Source organism: Stenotrophomonas sp. KH_052, from assembly GCF_057838755.1.
Genome location: NZ_CM174475.1, coordinates 830,306 through 853,565 on the forward strand (window position 1 = coordinate 830,306; position 23,260 = coordinate 853,565).

Genomic DNA, 23,260 nt, shown 5'->3' on the forward strand with positions numbered 1-23,260 from the left:
TAGAGGCCGGGCGAGCGCCGACTGGGTAACGTTGACTGCTCTCGGCAGGAAACTGAAAACCCCGCGCTGCGCGCGTTAGTCGACTAACAGTCGACTCTACCTCGTCGGCTCTGCTGTGCCCTGCCACCCATGCTCGCTCGCCAGCTGCTGCAGCAGCGCCGACAGATCAGTAGCAAACCCGGCCATGTCGAACAGGCCGCTGTGTTCGCGCGCCTGTGCCAGTTCGGCGCGCAACGCGGTCAGTGCCGCTGGATCGTTGCCCAGCACGCTGGCCGTGGCAATGAACGCTGCATCGTCGGTGGCGTTCATCCGCGCCAGCCCCAGGTGATGGTTGAGGCTGCCGGCCACGCGTGCGGCGAAGGTGGCGCCGGGGCAGGTCAGCACCGGGCAGCCGGCCCACAGTGCGTCCGATGCCGTGGTGTGGGCGTTGTACGGGTTGGTGTCCAGGAACAGGTCGGCCAGCTGATAACGTGCCAGGTACTGCGGATGCGGCAGCTTGGGCATGAACACCAGCCGCATCGGATCGAGGCCAGCAGACTGTGCGGCGGCACGCAGCCGCGCATCGGCCTGGCCGGGTCCGGACAGCAGCCACAGCACGCTGCCGGGTACCGCCTGCAGCACCGCGAAAGCGCGGCCCATGCTGCGCGGGTTGAGCTTGTAGCTGTTGTTGAAGCAGCAGAACACCACGCCGTGCTCGGGCAATCCACAGTCTGCACGCGTCGGCGCGGGCTCCAGCACGCGTGTGTTGTCCGAGGGCTGGAACGCACGCGGCAGGCGCAGCACGCGTTCGCTGTAATGCGGTTCCAGCGATGGCGGTAGCGCGAAGTCGTCGCCAATCACCGCATCCATCCACGGCGCACCGGATGTGCCGGGGTAGGCCAGCCAGTTCAGCTGCAGCGGAGCGGGGTGCATCGCCAGCACTTCGGGCGTGCCACCGCCGCCCCAGCCACGCAGGTCGAACAGCAGGTCGATGCCCTGCGCACGGATGCGGGTGGCGGTGTCGGCATGGCGCAGGCCGGCCACATCGTGCAGCTGGGTCGCCGTCTGCAGGCGTTGGCGGATGCGGCTGCCGTCGTCGCGGTTCAGTGCGAACAGATGCAGTTGCAGCGCCGGGTCAAGGCGCAACTGCTCGAACAGGGCTACGGTCAGCAGCCCGGTGGGATGCGCACCGAAGCCGTTGGAGAGGAAGCCAACCCGTAGTGGGCCACGCGTACGCAGCGCTGCCGAAGGCAACGGCCGCACCGAAGCGGCTACGGCAGATGCACGCGTGCGCGCGCAGGCCAGCTGTTCGGCGGCGTTGGCGTCTTCGCTGAGGAACGCGAACGGTTCGACCACACCCTGCCCAGAGGCAAGTGCACCACGTACCTGTGCCGCCAGCGCGTCCACGTCCTGCCAGTCGCACAGGCGACGCTGCCAGGCCAGGCGCTGGGCGGCGATGTAGGGCTCGGCCGGCATCAGGGTGTGTGCGCGCCGATAGGCGGCCGACGCGCCCTCGGCATCATCGGCGTCTTCCAGCGCGTGGCCCAGCCACAACGCGATGCCCGGGTGCTGCGGTGCCAGCGCCGAGGCCTGGCCGAGCAGTTTTGCCGCATCACCATGCGCGCCGGCCATCCACGCCACGCGGCCCAATCGCGCCAGCGCTTCGGGATGGTTCGGGCGCAGCTGCAGCGCCCGACGTGCCGCCTGCTCGCCAGCAGCGATGTCGCCGGCTTCCAGTTCCAGGTCGGCCAGCATCACCCAGGCGACGAAGTCGCCGGGCTGGCGAGCGATCGCCTGTTGCAGTTGTTGCCGCTGCTGCCAGGCGGTCATCGTGCTCAGCCCGCCGACAGCTGGGCCAGGGCGTCGACCTGGTGTTCGTGACTGAGCCGCTGCAGCAGCGGATCGAGATCGCCGGCGAGGATGTTCGGCAGGTCATACAGGGTCAGGCCTTCCACGCGGTGGTCGGTGATCCGGCCCTGCGGGAAGTTGTAGGTGCGGATGCGCTGGCTGCGGTCGCCGCTGCCGACCTGCAGGCGACGCGACTCGGCCTGCGCGGCGTCCTGGCGCTGGCGCTCGGCGTCCAGCAGCTGCGCCTTCAGGCGCTTCATCGCCTTGTCGCGGTTGGCGTGTTGGCTGCGCTCGGTCTGGCATTCCACCACCACACCGGTTGGCACGTGGGTGATGCGGATGGCCGACTCGGTCTTGTTGACGTGCTGGCCACCGGCGCCGGACGAGCGGAACGTATCCACCCTCAGGTCGGCCGGATTGATGACGATGTCATCGACTTCATCGGCCTCGGGAATGATCGCCACGGTCGCCGCCGAGGTGTGGATGCGGCCCTGCGATTCGGTAGCCGGAACACGCTGTACGCGATGCGTGCCCGATTCGAATTTCAGGCGTGAGAACGCACCACGGCCGACCACGCGCGCCACCACTTCCTTGTAGCCGCCATGTTCGCCGGGGTTGTCCGATTCGATCTCGACCTTCCAGCCCTGGCGCTCGGCATAGCGGGCGTACATGCGGAACAGGTCGCCGGCGAAGATCGCTGCTTCGTCGCCACCGGTACCGGCACGCACTTCCAGGAACAGGTTGCCGTCGTCGCGTGGGTCGCGCGGCACCAGCAGCAATGCCAGTTCCTGCTCCAGCTCCTGCAGGCGCGCCTGCGCGGCCGCGATTTCCTCGTCGGCCAGTTCGCGCAGGTCGGGGTCGGCACGCATGCCTTCGGCCGCGGCCAGGTCGGCCTTGGCACGGGTTTCATCGGCCAGGGCGGTGGCGATCGGCTCAAGTTGGGCGAATTCGCGCGAAAGGTCGCGGAAACGGGTGTTGTCGGCGACCACATCGGGTTCGGCGAGCAGGCGTTCCAGTTCTTCGCGGCGCTCGGCCAGCGCTTCCAGCTTACGGCGCAGGGTCGGCGTCATCAGGTCTCACGGGTGGGTGGCGGTAACCCGGCGTGGCCGGGAACAGGCGCTCGGCGGCGCGGGTCAGGTCGGCGTCGCCGCTCAGCGCGGCCGCGCGCAGCGCAGCGGTCGGCGGATGCAGCAGGCGGTTGGTCAGGCCATGGGCAAGCAGTTCCAGTACTTCGTCAGCCGGCTTGCCGTTGGCCAGCTGCTGGCGTGCGCGCTCCAGCAGTTCGGTGCGGGTGGCTTCGCCAAACGCGCGCAGCTGCCGCAATGGCGCCTGGTGGGCGCTGGCCTGCTGCGTTTCGACGAAGCGCGACACCTGCAGGTCGATGATCGCCTCGGCCTCGGCGGCAGCCTCGCGGCGGCCACGGCGGTTGTCTTCCACCGCCCGCTCGAGATCGTCCACGGTGTACAGAAAGGCATCGTTGAGCGTGGCGACGTCGGCTTCGATGTCACGCGGCACGGCCAGGTCGAACAGCAGCATCGGCTTGTGCCGGCGCGTGCGCAGCGCCTTGGCCACCATCTCGCGATGGATCACCGGCTCGCGTGCGGCAGTGGCCGAGAACACCACGTCGGCCTCACCCAGGTGGCGGTCCAGTTCGGTCAGCGGCAGGGCCACGCCGCCGTGGCGGCTGGCCAGCTCCTGCGCATGGGCGAGGGTGCGGTTGGCGATCAGCAGCCGCCGCACCTTGCCCTCACTCAGGTGGCGTGCAGCCAGCTCGATGGTCTCGCCGGCGCCGACCAGCAGCACGGTGGAATCGTCCAGGCGCGCGAACGCGTTCTGTGCCAGCCGCACTGCGGCCGATGCCACCGACACCGGGTTGGCGCCGACCTGGGTATCGGTGCGTGCGCGCTTGGCCACCGAGAAGGTCTGCTGGAACAGCCGGTCCAGGCGCTGGCCAAGCAGGCCGTGGTCGCGCGCGGTCGACCAGGCATCCTTCACCTGGCCGAGGATCTGCGGTTCGCCCAGCACCATCGAGTCCAGCCCGGTGGCGACCCGGAACAGGTGGCGTACCGCTTCGGCATCGGCATGCTGGTACAGGTAGCCCTGCAGGTCGCCGGCCTGGGTATGCAGCCATTGGTCCAGCGCCTGTGCAGAGTCGGCCACCGCGTACAGCTCGGTGCGGTTGCAGGTGGACAGCAGCACCGCCTCGGCGATCTGCGGGGTATCGCGCAGCGAACCGAGCGCGCGCGGCAACGCCTCACCGGCGAAGGCTGCGCGTTCGCGCAGTTCCACCGGTGCGGTCTGGTGATTCAGTCCGAGCACCCACAGGGTCATTGTTCAGTTGCTTGCGATAAGCTGCTGGCCATTGGACGACATTTTAAGGCCCCGATGCCGACGATGCCCGCATTGATTCGCATCCCCAGTGTTCTGCTGCTGTCCCTGGCCTGCGGCCAGGCCCTGGCGGCGGTGCCGGCCAAGGCCCCCGTGCGGGCCCCGGCCACTGAGGAACTGGCGCTGGAACCGGTGATGGCCGGTGAATTCGCGCTGCAGGCCGGCAAGCTGGCCGAGGCCGCGCGCTGGTACCTGCAGGCCGCCCAGCAGACCGAGGGCGATGCCGGGCTGGCCGAGCGTGCGACCCGTATTTCCATGCTTGCCAACGATGATGCCAGCGCGGCCAAGGGCCTGGCCCTGTGGCAGCAGCGCGCCCCGCGCTCGCTGACCATGCGCAGCGCCGCCGGTGCGCTGGCCATGCGCCAGGGCGACGTGAAGGCGGCCCGCAGCGAACTGCAGGCGCTGCTGGCCGACCCTGACGAGCGTGGCTGGAAGTTTGCCCTGGCGGCCTTGATTGGTGGCGGCCGCGACCCGGCGGTGCCGGCGCAGGTGCTGGGCGAGCTGGTCGACGCCAACGCCATTCCGCCGAAGATCGAGGCCTGGCAGGAGTTCGGTCGCCTCGCCCTGCGCATGGACAAGCCCGAGCTGGCGCGGCGCATGATCGATGAAGTGGTCAAGCGCTTCCCCGAGGAACCGCGTGTGGCGCTGCTGCGTGCCAGCCAGCTGCAGCAGGCTGGCGAGACCGGCAAGGCGCTGTCGCTGCTGCACGATGTGGAGCCGAAGACCCGCCAGGACCCGGAACTGCGTAACGCGGTAGCCATCGCCTACGACAGCCTTGGCCAGCCGTCGGCCGCCGAGCGCGTGCTGGCGTTTGGACCGCAGGACGTGCAGACCTGGGGCATGCGCGCCTCGCTGCTGGCCAAGCAGGGCGACAAGGCCGCGCTTTCCAATCTCTACAACGAACTGTCGCGGCAGGCGGCCAAGCCGGACCCGGCGCAGCGCCTGCTGCTGGGCAAGATCGCCGAGTACCTGAAGCGTTATCCCGAGGCGGTTCAGTGGTACCACAGCGTGCCCGGCGGCGATGAGCTGAGCGAAGCGCGCCTGCGCGCAGCCAATGCCCAGGCCCTGGCCGGGCGCCTGCCGCTGGCGCTGGAAGAAGTGCATGCGATCCAGTCCGATGCGGTGGTCGACGACGACGTGCGCCGCGACGCCTACCTGCTGGAAGCCGAACTGCGCCAGCGCGCCGAGGACAGCGCCGGTGAACTGGATGCGCTGGCCCGCGGTCTGGCCGCTTACCCTGATGACAACGGCCTGCTGTACGCCCGTGCGCTCACCTGGGAACGCCGCGATGACATCCCGCGCGCCGAGGCGGATCTGCGCAAGATCCTGGTGACCGAGCCGGAGAACGTGCCGGCTTTGAACGCGCTGGGTTACACCCTGGCCGATCGCACCGGCCGCCTGCAGGAAGCACTGGAACTGATCGACCGCGCCCGCGTGGCCGAACCGGACAACGCCGCCATCGTCGACAGCTATGGTTGGGTGCTGTATCGCCTGGGCCGCAAGGAAGAGGCACTGGTGCAGCTGCGCCGGGCCTGGACCCTGGCCAAGGACCCGGAGATCGCTTCCCACGTTGGCGAAGTGCTGTGGGTGCTGGGCAAGCACGATGAGGCCCGTCATTTCTTCGAGGAAGCGGCCAAGCTCGACCCTGAAAACCGCGCGCTGCTGCGCGCCCGCGAGAAATTCAATCCATGAGTGTTTCCCTGATCCGGCCGCTGCTGTTGGCGGCCGCGACCCTGGCGGTCACCGCCTGCACCACCGTGGGCACCCAGAAGACCCCGGCGCCGGCCGTGGTCGAGATCGTGTCCGCCGAAGCCGCGCAGGCCGAGGCCGCGCGCGTGGCCGCGCTGCATGCGCAGCCGGACTGGGCCTTCCAGGGCCGGGTCGCGGTAAGCAAGGGCAAGGATGGCGGCAGTGGCCGCATCGACTGGAAGCAGGACGGCCGCCGCTACGTGGTCGAGTTGAGCGCACCGGTGACCCGGCAGAGCTGGAAGCTGACCGGCGATACCCATTCCGAGGCCGGCCGCCTGGAAGGGTTGGCCGGTGGCCCGCGTGACGGCGAGGACGCCCAGCAGCTGCTGCTGGAGGCTACCGGCTGGGATATCCCGGTCAACCAGCTGCCGGACTGGATCCGCGGCCTGGTAGCAGGCGACGCTGCCGGCCCCGAAAAGGTCGAGCGTGACGGCGAGGGCCGTCCGCGCCGCATGCTGCAGATGGGTTGGCAGGTGCAGTACCTGGACTGGTACCCGGCTGATGCCGGGCGCCCGGCCGTGCCGCGCCGGATCGAGGCCAGCAATGGCGACGCCAAGGTGCGCCTGCTGGTGGACCAGTGGGGGCAGGGCACGCCATGAGTGCCGGGCGCGACGACGCGGGCTGGTCCTGGTGGCCGGCCCCGGCCAAGCTGAACCTGTTCCTGCACATCACTGGCCGCCGTGCCGACGGTTACCACGAGCTGCAGACCGTGTTCCGCCTGCTGGACTGGGGCGACCGTATCGGCCTGCGCCTGCGTGAAGACGGTCAGGTGCGCCGTGAAGGCGAGGGCCTGGCCGGCGTGGCCGAGGCCGATGATCTGGCAGTGCGTGCCGCGCGCCTGCTAAAAGATGTGGCGAATGTCGCGCAAGGTGCGGACATCATCGTTGAAAAGCACGTTTCGGCGGGCGGTGGCTTTGGCGGCGGTTCGTCCGATGCCGCCACCGTGCTGGTGGTGCTGAACCGCCTGTGGCAGGCCGGTCTGGACGAGGACGCGCTTGCCGCGCTGGGCCTGCGCCTGGGTGCCGATGTGCCGGTGTTCGTGCGCGGGCGCAATGCCTGGGCCGAAGGGGTGGGCGAACGCCTGCAGCCGATCGAGCTGACGCCGGCCTGGTATGTCATCGCCGAACCCGGGGTTCATGTTCCCACCCCGGCCCTGTTTGCTGATCCGGATTTGACGCGCGACTGCCCACAGGCGAAAATAGACGACTTCGCTTCCGGCGCTCTGGTCGGGAACGTGTTCGAGCCGGTGCTGCGCCGCCGCGAGCCTGCCGTAGAGGCGGTGCTTGCCGCGTTGAGCGGTATTGGCCGGGCACGTTTGACCGGGTCCGGAAGTGGTTGTTTCGTCGAGTTCGATTCGCAGGCTGCCGCAGAGCAGGGGCGAGCGGAGTTGCCGAAGGAGTTGCGGGCAAGGGTGGCTGCGGGCGTTGCACGTTCGCCACTGCTGGATGCACTCGAGCAACACTGATTCATCAATGCAGGGGCGTCGCCAAGAGGCCCAAGGCACCAGGTTTTGATCCTGGCATTCGGAGGTTCGAATCCTCCCGCCCCTGCCAATGCGGCTGTGTCCGCGCCATCCAGCGCATCGACCGCGCGGGACGTGGAAACAACCGCGGTGTTGTCAGCAGCAGGGGCCGAAGCGGTCCTTGCCGCTACCGGATCCCCGCCACTCGTCCCCGCCCGAGACAATCATGATGCAAGAGTCCCCGAACCTGCTGGTCTTTTCCGGCAACGCCAACAAACGTCTGGCGCAGAACATCTGCAAGGAACTGGGAGTACGCCCGGGCAAGGCGCTGGTCTCGCACTTCTCCGATGGTGAAGTGCAGGTGGAAATCGAAGAGAACGTCCGCAAGCAGGACGTGTTCGTGATCCAGCCGACCTGTGCGCCGAGCGCGGAAAACCTGATGGAACTGCTGGTGCTGATCGACGCGCTGAAGCGCGCATCGGTGGCCAGCGTGACCGCCGTGGTGCCGTACTTCGGCTACTCGCGCCAGGATCGCCGCATGCGTTCCTCGCGCGTGCCGATCACCGCCAAGCTGGCGGCGAAGATGTTCAGCACCGCTGGCGCTGATCGCGTGCTGACCGTTGACCTGCACGCCGACCAGATCCAGGGCTTCTTCGATATCCCGGTGGACAACGTGTATGCGTCCCCGCTGCTGCTGGCCGACATCTGGCGTGCCTACGGCACCGAGAACCTGATCGTGGTGTCGCCGGACGTGGGCGGCGTGGTCCGTGCCCGTGCAGTGGCCAAGCGCCTCGACGATGCCGACCTGGCGATCATCGACAAGCGCCGCCCGCGCGCCAACGTCTCCACCGTGATGAACATCATCGGTGATGTCGAAGGCAAGACCTGCGTGATGGTCGATGACATCGTCGATACCGCCGGCACCCTGTGCGCCGCTGCCGCTGCCTTGAAGGCGCGCGGTGCGCTCAAGGTCGCCGCCTACTGCACCCACGCGGTGCTGTCGGGCCCGGCGGTGGACAACATCACCAATTCCCAGCTCGACGAGCTGGTGGTGACCGATACCATCCCGCTGAAGGACGCAGCGCGGGTGTGCAGCAAGATCCGCCAGCTGAGCGTGGCGGAAATGCTGGCCGAGACGATGCGCCGCATCGCCTTCGGTGAGTCGGTCAGCTCGCTGTACGTCGACTGATTTTTCGTCCCCGCCGGCAACGGCAGGGACACACCGGGCGCTTCTGGTCGCGGAAGTGCCTTCAACCGCCAAGCCGCAAGGCAAGGCAACAACTGAGTAGTCGAAAATGTCGAAGACCCATGAAATCAAGGTCACCAAGCGTGAACTGCAGCGTAAGGGTGCGAGCCGCCGCCTGCGTCACGCTGGTGTGATCCCGGCGATCGTGTACGGCGGCAACGCCGAGCCGGTCGCTATCAGCCTGGACCACAACGAAATCTGGCTGGCCCAGCAGAACGAGTGGTTCTATGCCTCGATCCTGGACCTGAACCTGGACGGCCAGGTGCAGAAGGTGCTGCTGCGTGACATGCAGCGCCATCCGTACAAGCAGCTGATCATGCACCTGGACTTCCTGCGCGTGAACGAGAACGAGAAGCTGACCGCTTCGGTTCCGCTGCACTTCATCAACGAAGACACCTCGCCGGCTGGCAAGGCTGCCGACGTCGTGGTCGCCCACGAACTGAAGGAAGTGTCCATCAGCTGCCTGCCGAAGGACCTGCCGGAGTCGATCGAAGTCGACCTGGGCGGGCTGAAGGCTGGCGACATCGTGTACCTGTCGGACATCAAGCTGCCGAAGGGCGTGGAAATCCCGGCGCTGGCGCTGGGCAAGGACCACGACGACGCCATCGTCACTGCCAAGCACGGCAAGGGCGAAGCTGCCGACGCTGAAGAAGCAGCGGCTGCCGAGTAATGCCTTCGCGGCGCCTGCCTTCGGGCAGGCGCCGTACTGGCATGTACCAGGAAGATCCAATGGCAGGATTGCGACTGATCGTCGGTCTGGGCAACCCCGGATCGGAGCACGCCCGGACCCGGCACAATGCCGGGTTTCATTTCGTTGAGGCCTTGGCTGAAAAAGCCGGCGCGCGCTGGAACGTGGACAGCAAGCTGTTCGGGGAGACTGCCAAGGTCGAGATCGCCGGGCAGACGGTGTGGCTGCTCAAGCCCGCCACCTTCATGAACCTCAGTGGCAAGTCGGTCACCGCCGCACAGCGGTTCTGGAAGATCGAGCCGGAAGAAACCCTGCTGGCCCATGACGAACTGGACCTGGCGCCCGGCGTGGCGCGGCTGAAGTTCGACGGTGGCCACGGTGGCCAGAATGGCCTGCGCGACACCATCCGCCTGCTCGGCCACGGCAAGTTCCACCGCCTGCGCGTGGGCATCGGCCATCCCGGCCACAAGGACCGCGTGGTGGGCTGGGTGCTCGGCCGTCCCTCCAAAGACGACGAAGTGCTGATTTCGCGCGCCATCGACGATGCGATCGACGTGCTGCCGCTGGCGGTGCAGGGCGATTTCAGCGAAGCGATGAAGCGGCTGCACACCCCGAAATAATTGGCCCGGTAGGTACCGACCGTTGGTCGGTACGGAGAATGATTGGAAAAGCAGCGCCCATGTTGCTGCTTCCCCAATCACTTTCACCCCAGAGAGCTGTCACCCATGGGTATCAAATGCGGCATCGTCGGCCTGCCCAACGTCGGCAAGTCGACCCTGTTCAATGCGCTGACCAAGGCGGGCATCGCCGCGGCCAACTTCCCGTTCTGCACCATCGAGCCGAACGTCGGCATCGTGCCGGTGCCGGATCCGCGCCTGAACGAGCTGGCAGCGATCATCAACCCGCAGAAGGTCATCCCGACTGCGGTCGAGTTCGTCGACATCGCCGGCCTGGTCGCCGGTGCCGCCAGCGGTGAAGGCTTGGGCAACAAGTTCCTGGCGCACATCCGCGAAGTCGATGCGATCACCCACGTGGTGCGCTGCTTCGAGAACGCCGACGTCATCCACGTCAACAACAAGGTCGACCCGATCTCGGATATCGAAACCATCGATACCGAACTGGCGCTGGCCGACCTGGACAGCGTCGAGAAGGCACTGAACCGCGCCGAGCGCGCCGCCAAGGGGGGTGACAAGGGGGGTGACAAGGACGCGGCGGCGCGCAAGCCGGTGCTGGCCAAGCTGCAGGCGGCGCTGTCCGACGGCAAGTCCGGTCGTTCGGTCGGCCTGGACGAGGAAGAGAAGGCGCTGGTGCGCGATCTGTTCCTGCTGACCCTGAAGCCGGTGATGTACATCGCCAACGTGCTGGAAGACGGTTTCGAGAACAACCCGCACCTGGATGCCGTGCGCGCGCATGCCGCCGCTGAAGGCGCGCAGGTGGTGCCGGTGTCGGCCGCGATCGAAGAAGAGCTGTCCCAGCTCGACGACGAAGACCGCGATACCTTCCTGGCCGACCTGGGCCTGAGCGAGCCGGGCCTGAACCGCGTGATCAACGCGGCCTACAGCCTGCTCGGCCTGCAGACCTACTTCACCGCTGGCGTGAAGGAAGTGCGTGCTTGGACCGTGCGCAAGGGCGCCACCGCCCCGCAGGCTGCCGCTGTCATCCACACCGACTTCGAGAAGGGCTTCATCCGCGCTGAAACCATCGCGTATGACGACTTCATCAAGTACAAGGGCGAAGCCGGCGCCAAGGAAGCGGGTCGCCTGCGCCTGGAAGGCAAGGAATACCGCGTGCAGGAAGGCGACATCCTGCACTTCCGCTTCAACGTTTGATCCAGCGGTAACGGATCGATCCCGAACGCCCCGCCTTGTGCGGGGCGTTCGCGTTTCCAGAGATGGACAAAAAACAGCCAGCTTCTGAATCGCTTGCCGCGCATGGATCGCAGCTGCTTATCCACACCAAACCCCCATCGCTTTCCACGTCGGATGTGGAAAACCGCGCGGCGGCCTGTGGAGCCGAGCCAACGCTCGGCTCAGGTTGGCATCAGCTGAGCATGTGCTCGGCTCTTGTGTCTTGGATCGTGCCCTGATCAGGCACAATCCCCCGGTGACCCGGGAGGCTCCGATGACGCTGCCTCGGCTCTTAAGCCTTCGAGCTTGCAAAGTAGATTCAGCGCGTCGGCGGCCTGACACCGCCATGGAACTTGAACGGTATCTTAGGCCCGCCATCGGGTGAGAGCCTGTACTCACAAGGGCAAGTCTGGCGGCTTCCGATCACGATCGTAAGTTCAAGCTGGAGCGAAATCATGCAATTTATCGGCATCGACGCAGCCAAGGCGACTTTTGACATCGCCCTGCCTCTATCTCACGGCAAGTATCGAACCAAGGCCAAACTCCCCAATACGCCAAAGGGTTTTGATGAGCTTCTGGCCTGGCGCGCCAAACATGCGCCGAACGCGGCGGTAGGTATGGAGGCTACAGGCATCTATCACGAGGCCTTGGCTCAAGCACTGGTGGAAGCGGGGGTAGTGGTTCATGTGGCCAATCCCGCCCGAGTAAAGGCGTTTGGGCAGGCGGAGGGGATGCGGACCAAGACTGACCGCAGCGACGCCAAGCTGATTGCCCGGTTTTTTGAGGCACAACGCTCGGAAAAGCTGTATCCCTACGTTCCACCGACGCCCTCGGAGGTGAAGCTGCGCGCCTTGGTACGGCGTCGAGATGACCTCCAGGAAATGCTGCAGATGGAGCACAACCGCCTGGACGTTGCCGATATCTCGGTCCAGCAAGGGATCAAGGATGTGATCCGGACGTTGGAAGAGCAGATCAAGCAGGTCCAGAAGGCGATTGAGGACCATATCGATAACGATCCGGACCTGCGCCGGCGTCATCAACTGCTTACCAGCATCCCCGGTGTAGGCAACACCAGCAGTGCCCAGCTGTTGGCCATGCTGGGGGATCTAAGCAAATACAGCGACGTGCGCCAGGTGGTTGCCCACGCGGGCCTGAATCCGGCCCAGCGTCAATCAGGAAACTACGAAGGCAAATGCCGGATATCACGCGTCGGCGACGCCAATTTCCGCAAAAAGCTGTACATGCCGGCGCTGACCGGGAAGACCCACAACCCCACACTGAAGTCCTTTGCAGACCGGCTCAGCGCGAAAGGCAAGCCCTTCAAGGTCGTCATGTGTGCAGTGATGCGCAAGCTCATCCATCTGACTTGGGGCGTACTGAGAAGTGGCCGACCCTTTGAGCCTGACGTCGCCCTTGCCTAGGCGAGGGCGACACGGTATCTACAAGGCTTGCCCGTGCAGCGTGGACAAATTTTCGCCACGCTCCGAAACGCCTGCAGCGCAACACTCGCGCCCACTTGTCCACATCAAGTTCCCATGGCTTTACACGTGCTGTGTGGAAAACCGCGGCAATGCATGGACAAAAAAGCACCATGCCTTGAAACGATTGCCGTGCATGGCTCGCGCCCGCTTATCCACACCAAACCCCCATCGCTTTCCACGCGCGATGTGGAAAACCTGCGGAGCTACACCTGGCTCAACGCCGGGTGGCGGGCGGAACGGCCGGCTGCGCGCTTGCCACGGCGCCTGCATTGACGGTGATCTGTGCCCGCTCGGCATAGCGCGCCGAGGGGTGCGCAATGGAACGGCCCGACAGCAGCGAGCATCCAACAACGGACAGGCAGGTGGCCAGCAGCAGTACAGCGGTGATGAGCTTCATTGGATTCTTCCGGTGTGGAGGTCGTTGTAGGTTGCGCCGAATGTCCAGCCTCCACCGCAAGGTGGCGCCGGAACCGGGCGCATTGGGCGCGCGAATGGTTGCTCGCATGCGGCACTGTCGTACGATGGATCAACATCGCCTCGCAATACTCACGCGGCAACCGCGCAAGGATACTCGGCAGAATCCCATGTTCAGTCACATCACCGTCGGTACCAACGATCTAGATACAGCGGCCATTTTCTACGATGCGCTGCTGACTCCGCTCGGCATGCGCCGCCGTCCGGTCACGCCTGATGGTGGCCCGGCCGCGGCATGCTGGGTGACGGCGCACGCTGCGCTGCCGCGCTTCTACGTCTACGCGCCTTATGACCGTGAGCCGGCAAGCCATGGAAACGGCAGCATGGTGGCGTTCCTCGCGCCTTCCCCTGAGACGGTGGATGCCGCCCATGCAGCGGGGCTCGCTGCCGGCGGTACCGACGAGGGCGCGCCAGGATTGCGGCCGCACTACGGTGCTGGCTACTACGGTGCGTATCTGCGCGATCCAGATGGCAACAAATGCCACATCGTCCATCGTGGCGATCTGACATAGATCGCATGACGTACGGGCGCAGGGCCGCTGTCCAGCGCCCTGCGGCAATCCACCCTATCTGGCACCTTCGCGCGTCTGCACCTTGCGGATCATCCAGTCACGCGGAATCCGCTTCCAGCGATAGTGCTGCAGCAGCAGTGCGTGGATGGGGGCGGCGGCTGCGATCTCCAGTCGTTCCGGCTCACGGTCACGCTCCCATTCCAGGGCAGCACCCTGACAGCATGCGGCGTCGGTAATCGTGGCATTCCGCGGTGCAGGCACCAAGGCGATGGGTATGCTCTTTCCCTGGGCATCCAGTGCGATGGCGGTGGTCCACACACCCTCGCGTTCGGTCTTGTCCACAGGTGCTTGTACGAGCGTGGCCCGCTGGTCCGAAGCCCATGTGATACGCATGCGCGCATTCGTCCTTGACTGCTGGCCGCGCGGTAAACGTTCCTCTGCGTCCTTGGTGTAGCGCTCCAGGTCGACCGCGAGCCGGATGGCCGAAAATCCGTCCAACTGCCCGGCGCGCGTGTTGATGGGCAACCGGAACGGGAAGCCGACGTCGTTCTCATCGGTACGCGATGCCCCAGCGATCAACCAGCGCTGTACCACGGGCACCGGCTGTAGCCCGGGCAATGGCCGACCCTTGGCATCCAGCAGCTCGACGCGGCGCAACCAGGCCATCATCGGGAACCACTCACTGTCCGTCGCAGCAGGGCGTCCATGCTCCGGCAGCGGCATGTTCAGCCGGATCAGCGGGCGCGCTGCATGGTGATCGTCTTCGGCCGAATACTGCAGGCCTGCCTCGAATTCTGCCAATGTGGTGCGGTCAAACATTTCGGCAGGGATCAGGTCCACTACCGCCTGCGGATAGGCATCAGGGTCGTTGCTGGGCGAGGAGAAGGGCGGACGCTCGATCTGCTCACGCAGCATCGCATCGTAGTGCTGTCTGGACTCGCGCTCGCCGGCATCGAACATCGGGTCGGTGCTCATCCTTGCGACATACAGGTCCATCTCCAGAGCCGGGGTGTCGCCCTGCTCATGCACCGAAAGCGCATAGCGTGCTTCAACGGGCATACCATCAGCGCGCTGGAGGACCTGACGTCCCTTGCCGCTGACCCCCGAGCCGGAAACAACGACATCCAGAAGCACCATGCGGTCGGTGAGCGCGAGCACCTCCTGGTCGACGGTGACGTCGCCGATGTCGGTGGACGCATCGCGATGGACGATCTTCTGACCGATCCGCAGGGGAACCGGCAGATCCGTTGGCGTGAGCCCGCCAACGCGGCGTTGCGACGCCAGCTGAGCTGCCAGTTGTGGGGTGTGCTTCACGGCGTGCTGCCAGGCTGATGGATCGACCGCACGCACATCACGCACTGCGCCATCGGCAGTGAGCGTCATTTCGAAGCCCGTGTGGAGCAGCGCCGCGATCGATCCGTCGTCAGTGGCGTTCGGGTTGAGCCGCAATGAGTTGGCGGAGAATCCTGTGCCGCGCTGCTCGCTCCAGATGACGCGCGTCCGCAGTCGGCGCTCGCCGCCGACCACGCCGTCCATCCGGATAGCGGTGAACGACCGATCTTCGAATGCCGCTGTCCCAGTGTCGTGCACGCGGATGTTCGAGGCAGCGAAGTAGATCGCCTCCTGGCTGGCTGCGGATGCATGGGCGGAAGCCAGCAACGTGATCCCCAGCAGTGCGCGGCGCGCGATGGCCATCGATACGGTCCTGCGTCGATGGATGAGGCGAGTCACGGTGCGTGTCGCTCGCTCATCAAGGGGCGTATGGGCGCCCCCGGCGTTTCAGGGGTGATCATGTTGACTGCCACGTCGGCACGGGCCTTTACGCGAAACGGGGCAATGCAACCGACAAGGGGGAGGCAGAGTGAAAGTGACAATGCCAACAGGGGCAGCGCTTTCATCGGGACACCCGGCCGCGCGGTGCTCTGCTTTCCAGAACAGCAACGAGAACGGGGGCGCGGGCAACAAGCCCCGTGAAGAATCTGCGGTGTGGTCCATGCATGTACTGCTCCTGGGGGCTGCGTGCGGGTGGATGGCCGGACTTTGACCGGCCATCTGCTGAATTCTATGGCGCGGGTATCACCGCGCGCCATTCCAGCCTGAGGGTTGGGCATCCATGCCCTGTGCCGTGCTGGGCCGCAGCGGTCATCAGGCACAAGCAAACGCCAGCCAGCAGCTACCAGCGATAGGACACGCCGAGCTGCGCGCCGATATCGCGGAAGCCCATGCCACCGCTCTGCCAGCTGATCTCGCCCCAGCCCCGCCAGCCACCGGAAAGATTCAGCTGCACACCGGCCTTGGCTTCGTAGATGTCGCGCGGCAGCTGCCGCTGCAACCGCTCGCCGTCCATCGCCAGGCCCGCACCGTTGCCTCCGGACCACCAGTTCACCGCAACGAACGGCTGCACCTGTCCTTCACCCTGTGTCAGTGAACGCGTGTACAGGCGCATGCCGACGCGCGTGGTGGTGCTGTCCTTGTCGCGGCCTTCAACGACCGTACCATTGGCTTCGACCACGGCGTCCGCATCGTAGCGGCTGTGCAGCACCTGCAGCTGTGGTTCCAGGTAGATGCCACGCGCTGCGCTGCGCTGCAGCGGCAGCACATAGCCGGCCTCGGCCGAGGCTGTCCAGCTGTGCGATCGGTAGCGTTCCTTCTGCAGGCCTTCGCCCTGCACGCTGTTGCGGAAGCGGCCGTACTGCAGCCAGCCATCCACATAGGCGCCGCCGTCCATGCGCGCATCCTGCAGCCACGTTGCATACAGGCCGATGCTGCTGCCAATGACCTCGCCCCGTGCTGTGTAGCCGGTTACCTGAGACCGGCTGTCATTGCGTGCCCGGCCCTGGCCCGCCATGACGCCCAGCTGCAGTTGGCCACCGGCATTGGCCTCGAAGCGGCGACCGACGCCCAGCAGGACGCTGCTCAGTCTGCTGTCCACATGCACCTGCTGGCCGCGGCCATGGCTGTCGGGTTGGCTGCTGCGCACCTGGGCCCATGCGATGGCGTTGCCGTCATCGTCGGCTGCAGTGGCGGGATCGCCGCTACGGTCATGCAGGCTGTGCCGGAACATGCCCTGCGCGGCGTTCTGGTTGGCCAGGTATGCAGCGGGTTCAGGGCGCTCCACGCGCGGTGGTTCAGGAGGCAGCGGCGGGTCGATCGGCGGCTGCACCGGCGGATCGATGGGGGGGCGCGGCGGATCCACTGGCGGATCGATTGGCGGGGTCGGCGGGTCGATCGGCGGATCGGGTGGCAGCGGCGGGTCGACCGGCGGCACATATTCCGAGCGCAGGTACCAGTTGCCATCATCGGGGGTGGAGATGCCGCCCTTGAACAGGAAGTAGTCGTAGGCCCCCGCGACTGCACGCCCGTGCAGAGTGAACTGCGCATCGGACTGGCCGCTGACGCTGATCAGGCGGATGCCTTCGCGGGTGAGCGCGCCTGCACCGCCGGCGTTGCGTACGCTCACGGTGGCTGTGCCACGGCTGTCGCCCTCGATCACGAGCTGGTCGCCCAGCGATGCATCGTCACCCAGTGCGCGGTTGAACAGCCACTGCCCACCGTTGCCGACGTAGTCGCCGGTTACGGTCACGGTCTTGAAGCCGTCGGCCCCGGGTGCAACGAAGGCGATGGTGCCAGCGTGGTCCAGGGTGGCGACGCTGGAGTCGGCGCGCACGTCCCACTGGCTGCTGCCATCGATCGCCAGCTGCGCGACCTGGTAGCCCGATGCATTGCGCAGCGCGCCGCTGAACCGGGTGCCGTTGCGCAGCGTCATCCGCACGTTGGCGGTCGCGCTATCGACGACCACATCGCCGGTCAGGCGACTGTTGTCAGCGGTGAACAGAATGTCCGCGGTGGCGACCGAGCTTCCGTCGGTGAACACCGTATCGCTGACCCGCAGCAGGCGGCCATCGTCGAGTTCGCCTTGCTGGCGGGCGACGACATCGGTGTTGTTGAGTGTCAGTTCGTGGTTGCTGCCCTGCAGCCACAGCGCGGGGCCGTCCTCGGTCTGCAGCTGGCTGTTGTTGAATACCAGGCGGTTCCAGTACGGCCCGAACGCCGTGAGGTAGGAGCGGTAAGCTCCAGAGTTCGCGCCCTGCGCATGGATGCGCAGTCCATCGGCAGTGAGCTTTGCGGTGTTCATCTGCACGATGCCGAACGAGGAGGTGCCGCGCGTGGTGATCGAACCTCCCTGCAGTTCTGCATCCGCCGTGCTGCCACCCAGGAACACGCCACCGCCGCTGTTGCCATACGTGGTGATGTCCAGGTCTTTGGCCCGGATCCGCGAATACGGTGTTGGCGGATTGCTGCCTGAAGCGCGCAGGCCGTACACGCCCGCGCCATGGGTGTCGATGCTGCCCCCGGTGATCGTCGCGGTTCCACCCCAGACGTCCACGCCATGGCCGTAGCCATTGTCACCGAAGGTGCTGATTACCGTATCGGTCATGTCGGCCAGCGAATTGGCGCCTGACAGCCACACGCCGGAGTTGCCATCGCGCACGGTGAAGTGGGCACCGTGGGTGGTCAGCTTGCCCCAGCTGTTGACGTTGACACCGTAGCCGCCGACGGTCTCGAAGCGGCCGCCAGTGATGTCACCGCTGGAGTACACCCGGTTCGCACTGTTTCCCAGCAGGCGGATGCTGCCGCCATTGGCAGTGGCACGGCCACCTTCAATCTGCAGCGTGCCGCCGTTGTCGATGTCGAAGTAGCCATTGCTCGTGTCCACGTCGCGCAGTGACAGCACGCTGCCGCTGCCGCGGGCCGACAGGCGGCCACTGGAACCGTTGCTGGCTTCGGCGAAGGTCATGGACAGCGAGTCCAGCGACAGCAATGCGCCGCCCTCGGCGTAGACACCGCGGTTGGCACCATTGCTGATCGTGGTGCCCGACACGTGCAGCTCACTGCCGCGGCCACTGGCGTAAAGGGTATGCCCTTCGCTGCTCACGCTGCCGCCATTCAACCAGAGCTTGCCGCCATTGGTGGCATTGACGGTGCCGTAGCCGGAGCTGTTGCGATAGGCGTCGATGACCAGGTTGTTGGCCCGGATGACACTGCCTGCTCCACTTGCATTGAGTGCATAGCCAGCGTTGTCGGTGACATTGCCGAGCTGGATGTGGCCACCTTCAATCAGCACGGTACCGCCCGCCATGGCCTGGATGCCACTGCCTCCGTTGGTGATGTCGATACGGCTGCCATCGATCGTGGCAGTGCTGCCGGCTCCATTTACATCCAGTGCGAAGCCGCCACCCGAGTGCAGCAGGCGGTCGTCCGCACCCAGCAGCAGCGATTCGCCATTGACGACCTTCAGCGGGCCTTGCAGCTCTGCTGCCTGCACGGGCAATGCCGCCCACAACGCAGTGGCAAGCAGGCTGGGAATCAGGGGATGGCGCGCCACGCGCGCGCAGTCAGGCGCACGGCGCTGCCGTGTGGGGGAGGCATTCATGCTGATGGACTTCCTGTGGCAGGGCGCAGCGCGGCTGCGCGGACGGGCGCGGCGAAGCCGCGTCGCTGCGGAAGCCACATGTGACGGCGCCTGCAGGCGCCATCAGAGGCTTCCGTCCCCCACGGCGATGCAGCAACTGCCTGCGAGCGCACCGTGGCGGGATGTCTCCAGCCTAGAAATCGGCGCTGTCCGATGGAATCAGGCGTTTCCTAAAGCCATTGCAGGCCCTGGTCCAAGGGCTGCAGGGTTCAGCCGGGAGCAGGCCTCAGGCGAACAGCGAGGCCTGCAGGCAGTACTCGATCAGCGCCTGGTCGCTGTCCACGCCGAGCTTGCGCATTGCGCTGATCTTCTGCGTGCTGACGGTCTTGGCGCTGCGCTGCAACTGCCGGGCGATGTCGCTGACGCTCATGCCGCCGGTGAACAGCCGGATCACTTCCAGTTCGCGCGGCGACAGCCGGGCCCGCAGGGTATCGGCATCGGCCGGATCGCCGGCCGCGATCGGCAGCAGGCCCGATGGCCGGTAGACGCGGTCGGCCAGTACCACCCGCAGTGCCCGCACCAGGCTGCCCAGGCCATGGCTCTTGAGCACCACGCCGCCGGCGCCAGCGGCATACATTGCCGCCACCAATGACGGGTTGGACACCATCGTCAGCACCAGCAGGCGGGTGTCCGGGAAGCTGCGCCGAAGGAACGAGATCAGCTTGATGCCATCGCCGAAATGGTCAGCACCGGGCATGCTGTAGTCGGTGATCACCGCCTGCGGCCGGGTGCGTGTCATCAGGTCGATCAACGTGGCAGGGTCGGCGGCTTCGCCCACCACTTCCAGGTCCAGTTCGGCGGCAAGGACGTCGCGGATGCCGGCAAGCACGATCGGATGGTCGTCGGCGATGAGGATCCGTGTGGTCATGGCGAACTCGGGGTGTCAGGAGGGGAGGGAGAGGGGGTGCCCAGCAGGGGCTGCAGCAGCTGCTGCAGCCGCCGCTGGAATGCGGCCAGCGGTCCAGCCAGCTCTGCCAGGCCACTGCCCTGCGCGATACGCAGTTCGATCAGCAGCCCGCTGTCCACCAGCGCAGGTGCGCCGACGATGACCAGCGCGCCACGGATGCGGTGCAGTACCTGCGCCACGCGTCCGGGATCGGCCTCGGTGATCGCCTGGCGCAGGCTGTCCAGATCGGCCTGCATGGTGTGCACGAACAGCACCTGCATCTTCGTGGGAACCTGCAGGGGGGGATCATCTTCGCCTGTCGTGGCCGGCGCAGGTGCGTCGATCGGCGATGGCTGCGTCTGTTCGGTCGTGATCCGGAGCAACAGGCGCTGCAGCGCTTCGAGGGTGATCGGTTTCACCAGTACGCCCTGCATGCCGGATTCCTGGCAGCGCTGGCGTTCGGCAGGGTCGGCATTGGCCGTGGCGCCGTAGATCGGCACATCGACATTACGGGTGCGAAGCGCGCGTGCCAGGCCATACCCATCCAGCCCGGGCATGTTCAGATCGGTCAGTACCAGCCCGAATGCCCCTTGCTGCCAGTAGCCCAGTGCTTCGTGGCCATCACTGGCGACCACGGCGCGGCAGCCGAGCCGTTCCAGCTGATCGCGCAGGATCGCCTGGTTGATGGGATTGTCCTCGGCCACCAGCACCTGCAGGTCGAAGCGCCGTGGTGCCGGCAGGCGGCCTTCGGCACTGGCCGCCAATGGCTGACCGCTGGCGGCCGCCAGTGCGATCACGATCGCATCGAACCGATGCAGGCCCACCTGCCATGCGCCGGCCAACAGCTGAGGTCGCACACTGCCTTCGCGGCAGGCGATCACATGTGGGCCACCACCAGCGTCCGGCAAGGCTCCATCCAGTACCACATCGAGCAGGACGGAGGCCGATGCCTCACCAGCTGCACGCTCCTCCCGGTACACGTTCGCATGCGCGCCACGTTGCTGCAGGCGCTCGCACAGTGACTGCACCAGTTCGCGGACGCTGCCACGGACCTGCACCTGCAGGGTGGGGGGCAACTGGGGTGCGGGCGACTGCTGCGGATCCGGTGGCGCCGTCGGCAATGGCAGTTCCACACTGAAGCTGCTGCCCAGGCCGCTTTCGCTGACCACGCGCAGGTGACCATCCATCAGTTCGGCAAGATGGGCGCAGATGGCCAGGCCCAGGCCGGTCCCCCGCATGGCATCGGTGCCGGGATTGGCCTGGAAGAATGGCTCGAACAGATGCGACTGGTGTTCGCTGGCGATGCCGATACCGGTATCGGTCACCTGCCACTGCAGCCAGCAGCGCTGGTCCTGCCAACGCACCGATCCGCGTACAACGACGCGTCCACTGTCGGTGAACTTCAGTGCATTGCTGATCAGGTTGTTGAGTATCTGGCGGATCCGTGCGGCGTCCCCGCACAAGGACGCTGGCACGTCGGCATCGATGCAGGCATAGAACTGCAGTCCCTTGTTCGCTGCCGCAGCGGCATAGGAGTCCAGTGCGTCCTCTGTCAGCCGTACCGGATCGAACGGGCTTGGCTCCAGGCTGAGTTGCCCGGCCTCGGCCTTGCTGACGTCGAGGATGTCGCTGATCAGCTGCATCAGGGTCGAAGACGAGCGCTGGATGGTGGCCAGATAGTGCTGCTGCCGCGCGTCCAACGGTGTCAACCCGAGCAGTTCGAGGGTGCCCAGCACGCCATACAGCGGGGTGCGGATCTCATGGCTCATCGTCGCCAGGAACTGGCTCTTGGCGCGGTTGGCCTGGTCGGCGGCGCGCCGCGCCTGCTGCAGCACCTGCTCGGCTTCATGCTGGCTGCTGAGATCGATGAACAGGCAGAGCACCGCCGGCTCACCGCGATAGCGCGCTGGTGTCGCTTTCACCAGCAGGTGACGGCCGTCGGGCGTGTTGTAGGCCAGGCCATCACCAAGCGTGGTGCCGCCGGCAGCCATCACGCTGCGTCGCCAGGGGCCATGCCACCCGCCGCCGAGGTGATCTTCACCCAGCCAGCTGCGGGCCAGCGCGTTGTCCAGCAGCACGTTGCCGTCGGCGCGCCGCAGCAGGCACAGCCCGATCGGTGCATTGTCCAGGATGGTGCGGCTGAAGGCCTCGCTTTCCAGCAGGCGCGCGTGGTTGCTGCGCAATGGCTCGATGACCGATCGGCGATATGCACGCAGTACCAGCGTGCCGCCCAGCGCCAGCAGCAGGGCGACCAGCACAGCCCCCAGCAACGGGCCCTGCGGATGCTGGAAGATCTGGCGCCAGCTTACGTGGTAGACCGCCAGCCAGCCGCGTTCGCTGCGCATGAGAAAGCGCAACCCATCCAGGCCCGCCTGCCAGGAGGTGCCGGCGTCGCTGATGTCAGCACCGTCCCCCAGCAGCCGCCGGCCGCTGGCATCGAACAGCGACAGTCGCTGGAATACCGGGACGCCCAGCACCTGCCGATAGTCGTCAACGCGCCCGGGGTCGAGCAGGCAGGCCAGTGCGGCCAGTGAGCCTTCCTCCGTCTGTCCCCACAGGCGTGCGTCCTGCGGGGCATGGGCGATGGCCAGCAGCCGGGTCTGCCGATCTCGCCAAGGCACCGCAACCCAGGCGATGCTGCCGCGCTGCAGGCTCGGTTGGGCACCCAGTACACGGTGGATGTCGGCAATTGCCGGGCGCAGGTGATGCGGGCTGTTCTGGCTTGCGTCTGCGCCGGTCATCTGTACCGGCGCCAGCAGCCCACGCGTACCCTGTCCATCGACCAGCAGGCACTGTGGCGGAGGGTAGTGCGAGGCCGACCAGAAGGATCCGTAGAAGCGCAGGAAGCGGTCGCCCAGCTCGGTGGGTGCCGGGGAGCGGGTGCCTTCGTCGCCGATCAGGGCGAAATCGGCGAACAGGGGCCCGCGTTGCAGCTCCACGCTGGCATCGGGTATCGGTTGCCCGCGTGCACCGACATCATGCAGCCGCCACTGGCGCAGGAAGCGTTCCTGTTCAAGCAGCGTGCCGTCGAGACGGCGGAAGTGGTACTCGATCTTGCTGCGCTCTTCGCGCAGCAGCTGCGTGCCGGTGGACAGCAGCAACCCGGCCTGCAGGGTGGCCAGCACCACCACGCCGATCAGCAGGGCATGGACACGCAGGGAACGGCGAGCGAGTCGGCGTACGGGAGCGGCCTCGGCCGGCATGGCAGGTCTCGGAGCAGTGGGCGG

The 23,260-nt window shown here is 66.4% G+C and carries 17 protein-coding genes and 1 tRNA gene; 10 read left to right on the top strand and 8 right to left on the bottom strand.

Annotated elements, in window-relative coordinates:
• Window positions 1-96 precede the first annotated feature (96 nt).
• Genes AC3ITW_RS03705 through hemA form a run of 3 tightly spaced genes read right to left on the bottom strand, consistent with a single transcriptional unit; the run spans window position 97 to window position 4,158 of the window.
• Window positions 97-1,809: an O-linked N-acetylglucosamine transferase, SPINDLY family protein gene (locus tag AC3ITW_RS03705; protein ID WP_489390069.1), complete on the bottom strand. Its 1,713-nt coding sequence runs from the start codon at window positions 1,807-1,809 to the stop codon at window positions 97-99.
• 5 nt (window positions 1,810-1,814) lie between these two features.
• On the bottom strand, window positions 1,815-2,897 hold the full coding sequence (gene prfA, locus AC3ITW_RS03710; protein ID WP_012510139.1) for a peptide chain release factor 1: 1,083 nt from the start codon (window positions 2,895-2,897) through the stop codon (window positions 1,815-1,817).
• Window positions 2,875-4,158, bottom strand: a complete 1,284-nt coding sequence (gene hemA / locus AC3ITW_RS03715; protein WP_012510140.1) for a glutamyl-tRNA reductase — start codon at window positions 4,156-4,158, stop codon at window positions 2,875-2,877. The genes prfA and hemA overlap by 23 nt, the downstream gene beginning before the upstream one ends.
• A 63-nt stretch (window positions 4,159-4,221) precedes the next feature.
• On the opposite strand from hemA, the gene AC3ITW_RS03720 reads away from it, so the two are divergent.
• The 9 genes from AC3ITW_RS03720 to AC3ITW_RS03760 all read left to right on the top strand — a co-directional run bounded on the left by AC3ITW_RS03720 (window position 4,222) and on the right by AC3ITW_RS03760 (window position 12,628).
• Window positions 4,222-5,907, top strand: coding sequence for a tetratricopeptide repeat protein (locus AC3ITW_RS03720; RefSeq protein ID WP_448122598.1), 1,686 nt, complete (start codon window positions 4,222-4,224; stop codon window positions 5,905-5,907).
• Window positions 5,904-6,563 (top strand): lipoprotein insertase outer membrane protein LolB, encoded by a 660-nt coding sequence (gene lolB / locus AC3ITW_RS03725; RefSeq protein WP_100434091.1) that lies wholly within the window; start codon window positions 5,904-5,906, stop codon window positions 6,561-6,563. The genes AC3ITW_RS03720 and lolB overlap by 4 nt, the downstream gene beginning before the upstream one ends.
• Window positions 6,560-7,429, top strand: coding sequence for a 4-(cytidine 5'-diphospho)-2-C-methyl-D-erythritol kinase (ispE, locus tag AC3ITW_RS03730; protein ID WP_004144966.1), 870 nt, complete (start codon window positions 6,560-6,562; stop codon window positions 7,427-7,429). The genes lolB and ispE overlap by 4 nt, the downstream gene beginning before the upstream one ends.
• A gap of 11 nt (window positions 7,430-7,440) precedes the next feature.
• Window positions 7,441-7,517: transfer RNA gene (locus AC3ITW_RS03735), tRNA-Gln, on the top strand.
• Window positions 7,518-7,655: 138 nt separating this feature from the next.
• On the top strand, window positions 7,656-8,615 hold the full coding sequence (locus AC3ITW_RS03740) for a ribose-phosphate diphosphokinase (RefSeq protein WP_005415400.1): 960 nt from the start codon (window positions 7,656-7,658) through the stop codon (window positions 8,613-8,615).
• Between the two features lie 106 nt (window positions 8,616-8,721).
• Window positions 8,722-9,342 (top strand): 50S ribosomal protein L25/general stress protein Ctc, encoded by a 621-nt coding sequence (locus AC3ITW_RS03745; protein ID WP_489390070.1) that lies wholly within the window; start codon window positions 8,722-8,724, stop codon window positions 9,340-9,342.
• 59 nt (window positions 9,343-9,401) lie between these two features.
• Window positions 9,402-9,980 (top strand): aminoacyl-tRNA hydrolase, encoded by a 579-nt coding sequence (pth, locus tag AC3ITW_RS03750; protein WP_004144977.1) that lies wholly within the window; start codon window positions 9,402-9,404, stop codon window positions 9,978-9,980.
• A gap of 105 nt (window positions 9,981-10,085) precedes the next feature.
• Window positions 10,086-11,189, top strand: a complete 1,104-nt coding sequence (gene ychF, locus AC3ITW_RS03755) for a redox-regulated ATPase YchF (RefSeq protein WP_489390071.1) — start codon at window positions 10,086-10,088, stop codon at window positions 11,187-11,189.
• A gap of 473 nt (window positions 11,190-11,662) precedes the next feature.
• On the top strand, window positions 11,663-12,628 hold the full coding sequence (locus AC3ITW_RS03760) for an IS110-like element ISStma4 family transposase (protein WP_489390072.1): 966 nt from the start codon (window positions 11,663-11,665) through the stop codon (window positions 12,626-12,628).
• 274 nt (window positions 12,629-12,902) lie between these two features.
• Here AC3ITW_RS03760 and AC3ITW_RS03765 read toward each other — a convergent pair whose 3' ends face one another.
• Complete coding sequence (locus AC3ITW_RS03765; RefSeq protein ID WP_100434096.1) at window positions 12,903-13,085, bottom strand: hypothetical protein; 183 nt, start codon at window positions 13,083-13,085, stop codon at window positions 12,903-12,905.
• Window positions 13,086-13,125: 40 nt separating this feature from the next.
• On the opposite strand from AC3ITW_RS03765, the gene AC3ITW_RS03770 reads away from it, so the two are divergent.
• Window positions 13,126-13,674: a VOC family protein gene (locus tag AC3ITW_RS03770; protein ID WP_489390073.1), complete on the top strand. Its 549-nt coding sequence runs from the start codon at window positions 13,126-13,128 to the stop codon at window positions 13,672-13,674.
• 54 nt (window positions 13,675-13,728) lie between these two features.
• On the opposite strand, the gene AC3ITW_RS03775 is transcribed toward AC3ITW_RS03770, so the two are convergent.
• The 4 genes from AC3ITW_RS03775 to AC3ITW_RS03790 all read right to left on the bottom strand — a co-directional run bounded on the left by AC3ITW_RS03775 (window position 13,729) and on the right by AC3ITW_RS03790 (window position 23,236).
• Window positions 13,729-15,369, bottom strand: coding sequence for a hypothetical protein (locus AC3ITW_RS03775; RefSeq protein ID WP_197583317.1), 1,641 nt, complete (start codon window positions 15,367-15,369; stop codon window positions 13,729-13,731).
• 478 nt (window positions 15,370-15,847) lie between these two features.
• The gene (locus AC3ITW_RS03780; RefSeq protein WP_489390074.1) at window positions 15,848-19,108 is read right to left on the bottom strand and encodes an autotransporter family protein; all 3,261 of its coding nucleotides are present in this window, start codon (window positions 19,106-19,108) and stop codon (window positions 15,848-15,850) included.
• 265 nt (window positions 19,109-19,373) lie between these two features.
• Window positions 19,374-20,015, bottom strand: a complete 642-nt coding sequence (locus tag AC3ITW_RS03785; protein WP_004145080.1) for a response regulator — start codon at window positions 20,013-20,015, stop codon at window positions 19,374-19,376.
• Window positions 20,012-23,236, bottom strand: coding sequence for a hybrid sensor histidine kinase/response regulator (locus tag AC3ITW_RS03790; RefSeq protein ID WP_489390075.1), 3,225 nt, complete (start codon window positions 23,234-23,236; stop codon window positions 20,012-20,014). The genes AC3ITW_RS03785 and AC3ITW_RS03790 overlap by 4 nt, the downstream gene beginning before the upstream one ends.
• Between the last annotated feature and the right edge of the window lie 24 nt (window positions 23,237-23,260).

What these genes read in the sequence shown, in the direction of transcription:
- AC3ITW_RS03770 (WP_489390073.1), top strand. Translation starts at nt 13,126, where the DNA reads ATGTCCAGCCTCCACCGCAAGGTGGCGCCGGAACCGGGCGCATTGGGC.
- hemA (WP_012510140.1), bottom strand. Translation starts at nt 4,158, where the DNA reads ATGACCCTGTGGGTGCTCGGACTGAATCACCAGACCGCACCGGTGGAA.
- lolB (WP_100434091.1), top strand. Translation starts at nt 5,904, where the DNA reads ATGAGTGTTTCCCTGATCCGGCCGCTGCTGTTGGCGGCCGCGACCCTG.
- AC3ITW_RS03745 (WP_489390070.1), top strand. Translation starts at nt 8,722, where the DNA reads ATGTCGAAGACCCATGAAATCAAGGTCACCAAGCGTGAACTGCAGCGT.
- pth (WP_004144977.1), top strand. Translation starts at nt 9,402, where the DNA reads ATGGCAGGATTGCGACTGATCGTCGGTCTGGGCAACCCCGGATCGGAG.
- AC3ITW_RS03720 (WP_448122598.1), top strand. Translation starts at nt 4,222, where the DNA reads ATGCCCGCATTGATTCGCATCCCCAGTGTTCTGCTGCTGTCCCTGGCC.
- AC3ITW_RS03705 (WP_489390069.1), bottom strand. Translation starts at nt 1,809, where the DNA reads ATGACCGCCTGGCAGCAGCGGCAACAACTGCAACAGGCGATCGCTCGC.
- AC3ITW_RS03775 (WP_197583317.1), bottom strand. Translation starts at nt 15,369, where the DNA reads ATGGCCATCGCGCGCCGCGCACTGCTGGGGATCACGTTGCTGGCTTCC.
- AC3ITW_RS03765 (WP_100434096.1), bottom strand. Translation starts at nt 13,085, where the DNA reads ATGAAGCTCATCACCGCTGTACTGCTGCTGGCCACCTGCCTGTCCGTT.
- AC3ITW_RS03785 (WP_004145080.1), bottom strand. Translation starts at nt 20,015, where the DNA reads ATGACCACACGGATCCTCATCGCCGACGACCATCCGATCGTGCTTGCC.
- AC3ITW_RS03780 (WP_489390074.1), bottom strand. Translation starts at nt 19,108, where the DNA reads ATGAATGCCTCCCCCACACGGCAGCGCCGTGCGCCTGACTGCGCGCGC.
- AC3ITW_RS03740 (WP_005415400.1), top strand. Translation starts at nt 7,656, where the DNA reads ATGCAAGAGTCCCCGAACCTGCTGGTCTTTTCCGGCAACGCCAACAAA.
- ispE (WP_004144966.1), top strand. Translation starts at nt 6,560, where the DNA reads ATGAGTGCCGGGCGCGACGACGCGGGCTGGTCCTGGTGGCCGGCCCCG.
- ychF (WP_489390071.1), top strand. Translation starts at nt 10,086, where the DNA reads ATGGGTATCAAATGCGGCATCGTCGGCCTGCCCAACGTCGGCAAGTCG.
- prfA (WP_012510139.1), bottom strand. Translation starts at nt 2,897, where the DNA reads ATGACGCCGACCCTGCGCCGTAAGCTGGAAGCGCTGGCCGAGCGCCGC.
- AC3ITW_RS03790 (WP_489390075.1), bottom strand. Translation starts at nt 23,236, where the DNA reads ATGCCGGCCGAGGCCGCTCCCGTACGCCGACTCGCTCGCCGTTCCCTG.
- AC3ITW_RS03760 (WP_489390072.1), top strand. Translation starts at nt 11,663, where the DNA reads ATGCAATTTATCGGCATCGACGCAGCCAAGGCGACTTTTGACATCGCC.